This is a genomic window from Gemmobacter nectariphilus DSM 15620 (assembly GCF_000429765.1).
GTDB classification, from domain to species: Bacteria; Pseudomonadota; Alphaproteobacteria; order Rhodobacterales; family Rhodobacteraceae; genus Wagnerdoeblera; species Wagnerdoeblera nectariphila.
Window position 1 is genome coordinate 1 of sequence record NZ_AUCM01000028.1, and the last position, 12,956, is coordinate 12,956.

Genomic DNA, 12,956 nt, shown 5'->3' on the forward strand with positions numbered 1-12,956 from the left:
GCGCGGCGTTGACCTCCAGCAGCCGGTTGAGTTCCCCCAGCCAGGCACCCAGCTTCGGGCGCGGCTGCACCGTCCGGGTATAGGTGAACTCGGTAATCCCGGTGCGGATCACCTTCCGCACCACCTTCTTCGACAGCTTCAGGTCACGGCAGATCGTCTTGATCCCCTTGCCCTCGGTGAAATGTAGCCGCCTGATTTTTGCTATTGTCTCCACGATCAGCATCCCGTGCTCGGCCTCCGATAATCATCGAAGGCACAATGGACCCAACCCCCGGTCGGTGGGGTCCCTTTTGGACGCCGATCACCCCAGAAGCGGGGTCCTTATTGCAAGCCGTTCAACACGAAAGCAGGAGAACTCACGGTTTTGGTTTGCCTCCCACGGCTTCCATAAAGGCCGTACCATTATCTCCAATGCAGAGGTCCACAGACGGCGGCGGTTTGTTTTCAACCTTGATCTGGAAGACTTTTTTGGAACGATAAATTTCGGGCGCGTGCGCGGCTTCTTCATTCACGATACGATGTTTTCACTGGAGCCCAAGGTCGCCACGCTCATCGCGCAGATCGCCTGTCACGAGAATGCCTTGCCGCAAGGGAGCCCGTGTTCCCCTGTCATTTCGAACCTGATCGGGAATATTCTGGACTCGCGGCTGCTTGCACTCGCCCGAGATGCCCACTGCACTTACACGCGCTATGCTGACGATTTGACCTTCTCGACCAACGAGACGCTCTTCCCCACAGAAATTGCCGTGAACGTGCATGGCGCTGATTGGGAGGTGGGTGTTAAACTCAGGAAGACTATTGAGGGAACCGGTTTCTTCATCAATCTGGCAAAAACCCGGATGTCTTTGCGCCAGTCTCGCCAAACCGTCACGGGGTTGGTTGTGAACGCCAAGGCGAATATAAATCAGGACTACTACCGCGCGGCGCGGGCTATGTGTAATTCTCTCTTTCAGACGGGTTATTATTTCCGCCCCGGCGATAATCCGGCGAGTGCGACTGATAAGCTAGGGCCACTAGACGGTACGCTCTCGCATATCCATTTCGTCAAGGCGCGGCGTGATCGTCATCCAAAGGTCAACAAGCTTGCCAAGGCCGCAGGTGAGTTTCACCCACCGCGCGCGCCAGAAGAGCTGTACCGAAAGTTCCTGTTCTATAAATATTTTGCCGCTCCGACCGCGCCCCTGATCGTCACAGAGGGCGTCTCTGACATCACATACCTGCAATGCGCGATCAGGGCTTTGGTCAAGAAGTTCCCGTTGCTTGCGGAGGAAGTGGACGGGAAGGCTGTCCGGCTCGTGCACTTCCTGAAATCGTCGGGCACGTCGCGAGAACTTTTAAACCTCGGCCATGGCGCAGCGGGTCAAGGGGCGCTGATTTCCCGGTATGAGAACATGCTAGAAGATTTTAAACACAAACCCATGGCGCATCCAGTGATCATCTTGTGCGATAATGATGACGGGCTCAAATCTGTGATCAAGAACGCTAAATCCAAAATCAGCAAGATAGTATCTACCACTACGACTGACCCATTTTATCACCTTGGGCTCAATCTCTATTTGGTGAAGGTTCCGGAAGGCGCGCCGCCAGTCGATAAGGATATTGAATCTCTGTTTGATCCCGCGCTGCTCGCTACTTTGCTGGACGGGAAAAAGTTTAATCCCAAGAAGGAACACGCCGATCATACCGAGTACGGGAAAGTTATATTTGCCGAAGCGGTTGTTAGAGCAAATGCCGGAACCGTGGACTTTTCAGGGTTCGAAGGCCTGCTCACTAGAATCGAAGATGTTCTGAGACATTATGCTGCTCTAATGACAGCAGCGGCGATCCCGGCAGCGGCAGCTCCTGGCGCGGCGGCGGCACCCTAGTTCTTTAAGCTTTCTATTGCTCAGGCGCACCCCGCAAGGCGGGGCCGGGCTCTCGTAAATCGAGCCTGTAGTCTCGACCGAAGGCTTCCATCCCTTGCGGGTGCGTCGGTAATCCTCCCCATGGTTAAGGGGATGCGGAAGTAGAATTTTCTCGGCAAGATGGACGAGGAGATTCCGATGAAGAAGAGCCGTTTCACCGAAGCCCAGATCATGGGTGTGCTGCGTCAGGCGGAGGGCGGGATGCCCGTGCCGGAGCTGTGTCGTGAGCATGGGATCAGCAGCGCGACGTTTTACAAGTGGCGGGCCAAGTATGGCGGCATGGATGCGTCCATGATGAGCCAGAGTGAGCGGTGAACGCCACCGGTTCGAGAGAACCGCGAACGACCCTGGAAGACGAGAACCGGCGGCTGAAGCGCATGTTCGCCGATCTCAGCATGCAGGCCGATCTGCTTCGAGAAGCTCTTGGAAAAAAGTGACGCGGCCAGCTCAGCGCCGGGAGTTGGCCGAGAAGGCGGTGGCGACGAAGGGGGTCAGCATTGCGCTGGCCTGTCGTGCGTTCGGCGTCAGCGAGACCTGTTTCCGCTACAGCCCGAAGCGCGACGAAGAGAACGAGATGATCGCCGACCTGCTGGTGGGGCTGACCAACGTCCACAAGACGTGGGGTTTCGGGCTGTGCTTCCTGCACCTGCGCAACGTCAAAGGGCATGCCTGGAACCACAAGCGGGTCCACCGGATCTACTGCGAACTTGAGCTGAACCTGCGGATCAAGCCACGACGGAGGCTGAAGCGCGAGAAGCCCGAGGAACTGGCGGTGCCGGATGCCCCGAACCTGGTCTGGTCGATGGATTTCATGGCTGACCGGCTGGTGGATGGGCGGCAATTCCGGCTGCTGAATGTGCTGGACGACTTCAACCGCGAAGGCCTTGGCATCGAGGTCGACTTCTCGCTGCCTGCCGAGCGGGTCGTCCGGTCCCTGAACCAGATCATCGAATGGCGCGGCAAGCCCTTGGCGATCAGGGTCGACAACGGCCCCGAATACGTCAGTTCCACGCTGATGACCTGGGCCGAGAAGCAAGGCATCGCCCTGACCTACATCCAGCCCGGCAAGCCCCAGCAGAACGCTTATGTCGAGCGCTACAACCGGACGGTCCGGCATGAATGGCTCGACCTCTACATCTTTGAAACCATCGAGGAGGTGCAGCAGATCGCCACCGAATGGCTATGGACCTACAACAACGAACGCCCCAACATGGGCATCGGCGGCGTCACACCCGCCATGAAGCTGAAAATGGCCGCGTGAGTTCTACGGTCGCGCCCCGCTAAAACGGGGAGGATTACCCGATCACAAAGGCAGCTAACGAAAATCCAGCGGGGTGATGTTTGCTATCGTCAAGATAAAGGTATGCCATGTCACAACACTACATGCTGTCAGCTCCCACATGAACAAGCGAACTGTTGTTCCGTCCCTCACCGCTCCATCCCTGCCAGGTCTTTGCTGCGGCGCATGACGAAGGGCAGCTTCCGGGAATGCGGCAATGCAACATATGTCGAGCCCGACCGACAGCCTAGTTCACTTGCCCGCCAATGGCTTCACCTTCTTCTGGTAAATCCAATTGAGGAAGGCGTCTGCATCTGACAGGTCCTCGCCGCCTATCCGCCGTCGGACCGCCTCCACTACGCTACATACACGCCCATAGGCTTTCGGGGAAAGCAGTATCACCGACTTTGGAGGATCGACCCCGATAGCGCGCAGGGCGCCGACTGTATTTCCGTTGAATACAGCGTAGCGCTTGGGTGCGAAGGTGCAGAGCATCTCGGACACCATGTTGATGCCGACGCCGGGGATTTTGGCGGCAGCTGCTCGCATCATGGCGTAGCCCTCCTCCGGAGCAAGTTTGGCGGCATCCTGCGCCAGTGAGAAGAGCGCGATCGTCCCACTCGGATTCGACAGTGCCGCTTGGCCCCGCCTATGTATGTCGCCCGAATGCCAAAGGTGGCGGTGACCGTCACCCGAAGTGATCAGATCCCTGAACAGCGTAATAAAGTTTGCCCGGTCCACGCTGGAGAGCTTCACGCTCCCCGCCATTCCCGCAATCTTACGCTGCACCTTGAGCGCTGCCCTGCGGTCACGGCGTCGCTTCTCCAGCGCCGTGGCCTCGTCTCGATCCTGACTGAACTCGACGTGCAGGGACAGGAGCTTTGCGAGGTCAAAGGTGTTAGAATCGCTGTCAGCGATCTCCTTTTCGACACGCTTCTTGGCGTCCTCTGCGATTTTGAACCTTCGGCGGTATTGCGCGAGCACGATCTCGTCGAGTCGCTCGCACCTTCCGCCGCTTCGGTATTCGAGGAATACGGTCTGCAAATCCAACAGCACAGGATGATCTGCCTCTACCTCCCAGACCAGCGATATCTCTTCATTGCCGCCGAGCGCCCCGGCCGTCAGGTTGGCCGAACCGATCATGACGCGGGCAGTTTTCCCCTCGACGCCAAGGTATGTCTTCGGATGGAAAGTCGAAAACCTGTCCGGCTTTGCTATCCACAGCATAAGATTCGAGTGTAGTCTGGAGAGATTGAGCAGTTCCTCAAGGGCTTTGGGTTCGGTGTGGCAGAAGTCGGTTCCGACGAATATCTCGACCAGAGCGCCGGCGCGCAGGCGTAGTGTGAGCCTTTCGACGATCTTACCGAGACCCTTCGACTTCAGGAAGGCGACGGCGATGGTGATGTTGCTCGCGCGGCCGAAAATCTCGTCGAGCGCCCTCAGGTGGTCGTTCAGCACGCCGTTGCGCACCAGCTGCGGCGCGGTCGAGGCAATGCCCTCAGTGGCAATCGGCTTCTTCGTGGCGATCTTCATATTCTATCCAATGTGTCCAAGTAGCTTAATGTTGTGGTGGCGACAATCAAGCGGCTCTGGACCTAGTATCGCTCGACCAAGCATAAACCATAGGCGAGAGGTGATTACTAAGGATTGGGACTTCGCGGGAACATTTTTCGCGCAGCAGCTTTTGGGGAATGGGTTTCCGCAGCTTTGGGCGGGATCGAGTGGTGGGTTGGGCTGTACGGCAGAGAGGCTGCGACCTGCTAGGTCATGTTGACAAATGCCGGAGCCAGAACATCGCGGGCCATACGTCCGGTCGCTGGCCTTGAAACTCGCATAGATCGCGGTGAGGAGCCTCACTGCACGTCCTATGAATGACCGCTTCTGGCTTGCTACCTCGCAGCATCTGTGGGGGATGGACCGTCCGCAATGGGCCGCGATCAACCTTACAAGGCCACAGCCAAGTTCGGCCCCAGAAGGTCAAGGCCATACTCATTCAGCCACCACTTGCGGTTCTCAAGGGTGTCGACCAGTCGGCTTCCGGCCTTCTGGCTGGAAGACACCGAGATGATTGAGATTGCAGCAGGGACCTTCGATAGCCAGCGGAACATGGCCTGCAACTCGTCCCAGGTGATCTCGTGCTTGCCGCCGTTGATTTCCCAGGACAGGGCAGCCTGCTGGCCACTATGGGCCGCAGAGACGCCCACGAGCCCGTGGCAAACGCCGTTGCGGATATCCAGCGAAGGCCGAAGCTGTGAGCACAGCGCAGAGGCCAGAAGAGCACGGAAAGATTCCTGTGACCGCCTCGCTGAAATTGAGGCTTCCCAGGCTTTGATCGCGGCGCCTACACCATGCGCGGCCTTGGGTAGCGTGCCCCCGTTTGTGCGGGCGACCTCATCGCGCGCAGCCCTCTCGATTGCCGACCAAAGAAGCAGCAGTGATCCGACGGAGCCCTTGATCTGATCGTAGGATACATTTTGGTCCATGCTGCCCCTGCCCCTCCGCAGCCAAGCTGGTTAAGTGATCTTCGTCAGTGCTGCGCGCCGTGTCCATCCGTCTCGTGCTGCGGAACCGAACTCTGATTCCAACTTCATCACCATCTTTAACTCTATCTTTAACGTCAAAGATCATGTTATCATTATTGATAATGATGGAGACATGAGAATGCACGTAGTGAGCTTCACCAATCCCAAGGGCGGCACGGGGAAAACGACATCTGCCGTGCTGCTTGCCGAGCAGATTTCTGCGACAGGCGCACGCGTCGCAGTTCTGGATCTTGACCCGAATGCTAACATCGCGGTCTTCGCGGCGGCACGCAAACGCAGCGGCAAGGCAATGCCGTTTGACGTATTCTCGCGCCCGTCGGCGGCGGAGGAGACAGTTGGGCTGATCGACGATCTTTCCGATCGCTATGACTACCTCGTCGTCGACCTCGAAGGATCGAAGGACCAGATCGTCACGTTCGCCCTTTCCAGAACGGACCTGTGCGTTATCCCCCTCGACGGGTCGGCAATGGAAGCACGGCAGGCTGCGCAAGCTGTCAATCTGGTTCAGATGACTGGCCGCATGATCCGGCAACCGATCGCATACTCGCTGCTGTTTTCCCGAACCGTTCCGGCATTCCAATCTTCTGACGAGCGGGATGTCCGCGCAGAACTTGCTGCGAGCAATGTCGCGAACATTCTGCCGGTTCGCCTGATCAAGCGGGCGGCATATACCCGCATCTTCCGAGATTCCTTGCTGCTATCGGAGATGCTGACGACGACCGAAAGCGAAGTGGCTGGCAGGTCGCCATCGGCCCAGGAAGCTCGCCTGAAGCCCATTCGTGCAGCAGCCGAGAACGCCCAACAATACGCGCAGGCGGTCATTAATGCGCTGGCCGAGGCGAAGCGGCAGGCGGCAGAACAGGGAGTTCCGGCATGAGCGACCAAGATGACAAGTATGGCTTCGGGGGCATCCAGATCCCACAAGACCTGACGGCAGCGGTCAGCAAGAAGACGGACAAGGAACCTGTTGACCTCCACGAGGCACTGAAGGCGGGCGAGAAGCTGGGCTTTGTGCGCCGTGAACCCGCACAGCAGAGACGCAAACCGGGGCCACGCCGGACGGAACCGCAGGACAAGGTGTCGATCCCGGGGCCGAAGCGGGTGATCGATGATTTCCGCGACTATTGCGATGCGGAGGGGCTTACGTTGTGGCAAGGATTGGAGGTGCTGCTAAGGATGCGGCGATAGCTGCACATCCCTTTTGCTCGAGATTCCCTGTCCAGGCTTGACCCATATGTTGCTTCCAGAAATAGATCTCTTGGTCAAATGGACCGGCCATCGCTCGCTCGGCGCGCTTTTACTGGACTCCCAAACATATGATAGGGAAACAAACGCCAAGGAACACAAAATCCTAAGTGAACTTAAAGCAGGCAAGCCTGTCTCGCATAGACGAATTATGGCGTTTTTCGACCGCATGCTGATGAAATGGGTGCCCGACGCAGAAGATTCTGCACTGAAATCGGCACACTTCCGCAATCTCCTAGCGAAATACTGTCCCTCAGGGTTTCAACTGGAGGATATGCACGACCTCACTCGACTGTTCTGGGAACACCTCAAGGACAGTCTTCCAGAACAATTCAAAAGAACAAAAAAGACTATCGATCGCATACTGACGGAATCGAGCATTTGTTGGCGATTTCAGCGAGAGAACAACCATCAAGCCATGGCAACGAAATTAAGAGATACAGCATATCAGCAAGGCTTTGGCGGCATGAGCAGGTTCCTGTCCGATTTGGCTGATGAGATCGAGGCGGATAATCATGATGCTGCCTACTTGGAAGTTTCCACGTTCAACATGCTCTTGATCATGACCATATATTTATGTGAATCCTCAGGCGAAGCATCAATGGATCAGATCCGGAAACTCTTCGCGGTAGATCGTGAGCAGGTAGCGCCCCTGATGAGCTTCGCACGCTGGCTCGAACGAATTGAAGCTATAACAGGGCATCGCAAGGACACCTTGCTCTTGAAGGGTTTCGTTAACCAGAATTTTGGCTCAACCAGTGCGGAGGACCACGACCTCAGAAACGCACTACGGAACCCCCGCCGATATCGCACTGGCGAGCTCGTCCCTTCCTACCAACGGACCGTCGCATTCCTGCGAGGAATTAGCCCACAGGGAGACAAATACAATCAGCAGCAGTGGGCGGCCGAGCTAAAGCAACGCGAGGTCGGAGCCCTTTTTCCGATTCTAGTATCCAATGCCGCGAGATCGATAGAAGCCATCGGCGGGAGAGCTGAGCGGCCTTTTCAGGCAATATTTCACCTCTTTCAGATGTCTGGATGATCGGGGAGTTCTCCCCGATCAAGACGCTGAGCGCAGAGCGTCAGTGTCATTTTGACAGGGGACGCCACGACCAATCCCAATCATCATCATCTCGATTGAGGCGATCCTCCCAGTCGTCCGGGCGCTCATCGTACCCTCTGCTCTCCCAGTAGGCGTCATGATTTGGGTTCATCTGGTTCGAGCGGTTATCGTCGTCGTGCTTTGCCAAGTGGTTTCTCCTCGGTTGCTAGCCACCCACATGTGCGGCGCAAACCGAAAATACGGAAGAAGGATCGCTGAGGCAGGTGACAGAGCCGAGAAATCTTATTCATCTCCCCAAAGGAGATGCTGTTCACGCGGAAGAGGGGGTGAAGGGGCTCTGTTGCACAAATCGGGTGATGGGCGGGCCTCCCCTTTCCCCTGACAGACTTATCGCGGCATCGCTGTAGTCACGCTGTCGGCCGCGCTTGCCGGTCCGCGCGGCCTCCCAGGTCATCGCGGGATCGAACCAGATCGTCAGCGAGCCTCGGCGCTTAAGCGCCTTGTTGTAGCTCGGCCAGTTCCGGGTCTTGTAGGTCGGGGGTGTCGGTCTGCTCATGGCCTCCAGCTATCACGCTGGATTCACGACATGAATCCCCTCAGGCGTTTTGTGCAACAGAGCCGATACGCAGTAGTAGTAGACAACAGACTCGGCAATCGGCACACTCCATCTACCACAAACGTTGGTCGGCTGCAGAGGGCGTCAGGGAACTGGAGGGCAGCACTAAACGGATCGTGGCCGCACGAAGCGCTCCCTCTCAAGCGACGGAAGCCAACTGTCTGGCAACTGATTGCACCGCCTCCATCTGGAAACGAAACTTTGACTTGGGTCTTGTCGCGATTTGATCAGATTTAGAATCACGAGACGCATGCATCGCAGACCAAAATCCATTGCCGATCAACCCAGCGCCGAACGTCAGCAGAGACCACACCAATCTACATCCCAATCGGAGAAAATATCGCATGCCTACCGTTTATGGCACCGACCAAGACGATGTATTGGACTATGGAAATCCACCTTGGGGATGGACAATCTATGGCGGCGCCGGAAATGATCTCCTGAACACTGGCGGCAACAATGATGCACTCTACGGTGGGGAAGGCAACGATTCCCTATTCGGCGGTACACAGACAAATATCATTGACGGTGGTGCCGGGATCGACACATTCTACATAAATGGCGATCCCACCGACACTACTTCTTGGATCGAGGCAAATATCTGGGATCTCTCGATTTCCGGCCCACAACACGACCCATACTACTACCCTCCAACCGGCAGGGTTAACACCTTCGTCAGCATAGAGAATGTGTTCATTGTCAATGGCGCGAACAATGTCATAAAAGGAAGCAATGTCGACAACTTGCTCTCCTTTTGGGATGGCAACGATACAGGCTATGGTCGAGCCGGGAATGACACGCTGCTTGGCTTTTCCGGAGCTGATAGCCTCTATGGCGGCGACGGCAACGATATGCTGGAAGGTGGTGATGGTGACGATCACCTGAGCAGCGGCGCAGGCAGTGACACGCTTGACGGCGGAAGCGGCATCGACACAGCGATTTGGGACATCCCCCTAGCTGCAATCAATGTATATAAATCCGCATCGAACCTCTGGCTAGAGAGCGAAGAAGGCACGACGGTCGTGCTAGACATTGAGTACTTCCAGTTCTCGGACCAAACACTGACTCTGACCCAGATAGTGGACATTGCACGTGACATCACCGGAGGCCCAACTGGCACTGTCCTGATTTCGGGAACTGCCCTCGAAGACAGCTCGCTCACCGCCGATACCTCGAATATTTCCGACGCCGATGGCCTGGGGGATTTCAGCTATCAGTGGATTGCCAATGGTGTTGAAATAGTCGACGCAACCAACGAGACTTTCACGCCAGGACAGGCGCAAGTCGGAAAAACTCTCACCGTCAGGGTCAGTTATATTGACGGCGCAGGCAATAGTGAGAGCCTGACCAGCGCGGCGACCAGCGTTGTGCAAAACGTCAATGATGCCCCGACCGGACAACTGAAATTCACCGGAGAATTCACCGTAGGCTCGACCGTCTATGTGGACAGATCGGAAATCCAGGACGAAGATGGCTTTGGAAGCTTTGTAGGCTACCATTGGTATCGAGACGGAGTGTACAGAAGTGGCGGTGGAGATGGCACGAGCAACCCACTGATGAATATGTATGAGATCATGCCGGAGTATCTCGGCGAAATGATTCATTTGATCTACAGCTTTCGAGATTCCTTCGGGAATATCGAAAAGGTCCAAAGCCAGGCGTTCTTGGTGACGCTTGGAAGCATCAAAGGGGGAAGCGGCAATGATTCGCTCACCGGAACCATTGGCGATGACAGCATTTATGGCCTGGGGGGACACGACACTCTGCTTGGAAGAGTAGGCGACGACCTACTGTACGGGGGAGATGGAAATGATGAGCTTTGGGGCAGCGTAGGCAATGACACTCTTCTAGGTGAAGCCGGAAATGACAGGATCGGCGGGTCTGACGGAGACGACCTGCTCGAAGGCGGCAGCGGAGATGATGAAATTTGGGGGGGCTCGGACAGCGACACCGTGAAGGGTGGCGATGGCCATGATACCCTGCACGGCGGCACAGGTAATGACGTGGTTGTCGGCGGGTTGGGCGATGACTTGCTCTATGGTGGGGCAGACGACGACCTTGTCGTAGGTGGCTCGGGCGATGATACGCTTCGCGGAGAAAATGGGCGCGATACCCTGCGTGGCGGGGGTGGAAATGACGATCTCAGTGGTGGAATTGGGGACGATGTTCTGCGAGGGGGCGACGGCGCAGACATTCTGATCGGCGGCGACGGTGAAGACATACTCGATGGCCAAGTCGGGGATGACATCCTTGAAGGGCAAGCGGGCAATGACAGGTTGCTGGGCGGGCTTGGCGACGACCTCCTTCGCGGTGGTGATGGGAACGACGTGCTGCGAGGCCAATTGGGCACAGACACGCTCTTCGGTGGGAATGGAGCGGATCTCTTCGTTTTCCGCTACGGGGCTGAGGCAAGCGGCCCAGCTGGACGGGATGTGATCGCTGACTTCGAAGTCGGCATCGACAAGATCCATTTCGGCACCATACCATCAAATCTGACCTTCATCGGTGGTTCGGCGTTCCAGAAGATGGCGGGCGAAGTCCGCTATGATCGCAGCATGGCTTTGGTTCAAGCTGATCTGGATGGGGATGGCGCCGCAGACTTCAGCATCGAGATCATGGGGGCGCCCAGCCTGACGGCGAGCGACTTCGTCCTGTAGTAGCTTCATGTGGGCGAGCGGCTGACAAGGCCGCTCGCCCAGAGACTGAGCGTCAAAGCCGCCTCAAATTTGCTACCCATTTTGCCACCCATTTCGTCACCCACTCTAGATTTGAAAATTACATAAATATCTGATAATAAATGAAATTTAGACAATGTTCGCTTTGCGTTCTCGGACTGTAACTCCGCCGGGGAGACCCATGCCTGGTTCGATTCCAGGGTCGCCCACCACGAAATTCTTCAAGAATATCTGGTGGTTATGAAGGTCGGGCTGAAAAGCTCGGCCTTCTTGCGTTCTGGGCGCCTGAAATTTGCGATCCATTCTGTGCCCCATCTTATGCCACGGGGCGACTTGTCGCATCGACCGAAACCCGGCAGATTCGATGGCATCAAGGCGGTTGTCCTAAGCCTTGGGAATTGCATCCATTGGCCCGAACGTAGCGTCCCGAAACACATCGCGACGCTTGAGCCGCAAGAGGTCTTGCGTGCAGGCCAAGGCACCTATTCCCCAGCCAGGGCTCGTCTGATCTGGACCAAAGTGATCGCCGCGTGACACGGCCTGATCGACGATGCGGAACGCTGGTTGATGGCCGCAAGCCGGATCGGGCAGCGTCACGGGTTCGCATGTCCACGACAAGACCAGGTGCCGGCCCTGCCGGCTGATCTTTTTGCGCACATCGAAGCCATTGCAGAAGTCGCAGGCCAGCCCGACAAGATCGCGGCCACCGCGCTGCTCGGGACGGTGTCAGCGCCAAGGATTGCGGTTTCTCGAGAGCTGGGCCTGTATTTCAAGATCCCCCGTGGCAGGCGACCGGGCAAGTCGGATGCCCCGCTTGGCAAGCAAACCGCGACTTTGTTGACGTCGTCGGCGACAGGGCCCTTGATGAGCCGCCTCGCGACAATCGGCGTTGCAGGATGCCAAACAGGTATCCGACATCAGGCCCGGCATCGTTGATCACCCTGCCCCTAGGCCGGGCCAAGCGGCGGCGCAGGCTGCCGCCCATGCCGTCGAAACGCTCGGCTGCGGGGAATGGCGTCGAGGATCAGCATCCGATCCAAGGGGGCCAAGCCAGACAAGGATCCATGCCTCTGGGCCACACCGGACTATTCAGGGCCATTCCTTGTGCCGGGGGCTGGACGCAGGTTGCGGACTGTGATTACAACCCTCTTCGGGCGCCGGCCCCGACAGATGCGGCTGCGCAAGCATGCAGCCTCAGTCGCCCGGAAGAGTGGCCGAGTGGTTTAAGGCAGCGGTCTTGAAAACCGCCGATGGGCAACCATCCGTGGGTTCGAATCCCACCTCTTCCGCCAAGCATCCTTGAAATCAGAAAGAAATTTCAAGGATACCCCCGGATACCTGCCCATGAGCCAGCCCTCCCGAATGCGCGTGGAGACTGCGCGGTGCCGCCTGTCAACGATTGTGAGGGACCACGGCGAAGCGGGCTTCGCGCCCGATCAGAGCCACGTCGAAGACATCTGACCAAGGCGAGGCACCTGCACGGCCGAGGTTATGGCGCCCGCACCGCGGGGCATCGTTTTCGGTCCTGATGGACCGCTCGGCCCTTGGACGCAGGCCGTCGCCTCCGGACAGCGCCTGCCTCGCAACGCTCGTTCGTGCAAGATGTAGCCAGATCGCTCAGCCAAGCCCGC

8 protein-coding genes, 1 tRNA gene and 3 pseudogenes are annotated in these 12,956 nt (G+C 57.2%); 8 read left to right on the plus strand and 4 right to left on the minus strand.

The genetic code is table 11. The annotated features are described in order from the left end of the window. Positions 1-223: pseudogene (locus tag G481_RS26270) on the minus strand (IS21 family transposase); the annotation flags it as partial. A 67-nt stretch (positions 224-290) separates the two neighbouring features. Here G481_RS26270 and G481_RS24360 point away from each other — a divergent pair. Next, positions 291-1,865, plus strand: a complete 1,575-nt coding sequence (locus G481_RS24360; RefSeq protein ID WP_161630539.1) for a retron Ec67 family RNA-directed DNA polymerase/endonuclease — start codon at positions 291-293, stop codon at positions 1,863-1,865. A 177-nt stretch (positions 1,866-2,042) separates the two neighbouring features. Beyond that, a pseudogene (locus tag G481_RS0117045) lies at positions 2,043-3,165 on the plus strand (IS3 family transposase). A gap of 270 nt (positions 3,166-3,435) precedes the next feature. On the opposite strand, the gene G481_RS0117050 reads toward G481_RS0117045, so the two are convergent. Next, a complete protein-coding gene (locus G481_RS0117050) occupies positions 3,436-4,716 on the minus strand; it encodes a phospholipase D family protein (protein WP_028031082.1) in 1,281 nt (426 codons plus the stop codon). A 410-nt stretch (positions 4,717-5,126) separates the two neighbouring features. Next, on the minus strand, positions 5,127-5,666 hold the full coding sequence (locus G481_RS0117055) for a hypothetical protein (protein ID WP_028031083.1): 540 nt from the start codon (positions 5,664-5,666) through the stop codon (positions 5,127-5,129). A 34-nt stretch (positions 5,667-5,700) separates the two neighbouring features. Here G481_RS0117055 and G481_RS24370 point away from each other — a divergent pair, with 34 nt between their 5' ends. The 3 genes from G481_RS24370 to G481_RS26050 are packed head-to-tail and all read left to right on the plus strand — an operon-like array spanning position 5,701 to position 8,013. Beyond that, positions 5,701-6,603 carry a ParA family protein gene (locus G481_RS24370; RefSeq protein ID WP_154664660.1) on the plus strand — a complete coding sequence of 301 codons (903 nt, stop codon included), beginning with the start codon at positions 5,701-5,703 and terminating at the stop codon, positions 6,601-6,603. Next, a complete protein-coding gene (locus G481_RS0117065; RefSeq protein ID WP_028031084.1) occupies positions 6,600-6,914 on the plus strand; it encodes a hypothetical protein in 315 nt (104 codons plus the stop codon). Before G481_RS24370 ends, G481_RS0117065 begins: the two co-directional genes overlap by 4 nt. A 46-nt stretch (positions 6,915-6,960) precedes the next feature. After that, positions 6,961-8,013 (plus strand): hypothetical protein, encoded by a 1,053-nt coding sequence (locus G481_RS26050; protein WP_154664661.1) that lies wholly within the window; start codon positions 6,961-6,963, stop codon positions 8,011-8,013. Between the two features lie 409 nt (positions 8,014-8,422). Here G481_RS26050 and G481_RS25625 read toward each other — a convergent pair. Next, positions 8,423-8,590 (minus strand): annotated as a pseudogene (locus G481_RS25625) (transposase); the annotation flags it as partial. Positions 8,591-8,994: 404 nt separating this feature from the next. Between G481_RS25625 and G481_RS0117075 the strand changes: the two are divergent. The 3 genes from G481_RS0117075 to G481_RS0117080 all read left to right on the plus strand — a co-directional run bounded on the left by G481_RS0117075 (position 8,995) and on the right by G481_RS0117080 (position 12,617). After that, positions 8,995-11,307 (plus strand): calcium-binding protein, encoded by a 2,313-nt coding sequence (locus G481_RS0117075; protein ID WP_084451065.1) that lies wholly within the window; start codon positions 8,995-8,997, stop codon positions 11,305-11,307. A gap of 585 nt (positions 11,308-11,892) precedes the next feature. Further along, complete coding sequence (locus tag G481_RS27015) at positions 11,893-12,261, plus strand: hypothetical protein (RefSeq protein ID WP_154664663.1); 369 nt, start codon at positions 11,893-11,895, stop codon at positions 12,259-12,261. A 268-nt stretch (positions 12,262-12,529) separates the two neighbouring features. Further along, a tRNA-Ser gene (locus G481_RS0117080) sits at positions 12,530-12,617 on the plus strand. Positions 12,618-12,956: the final 339 nt, after the last annotated feature.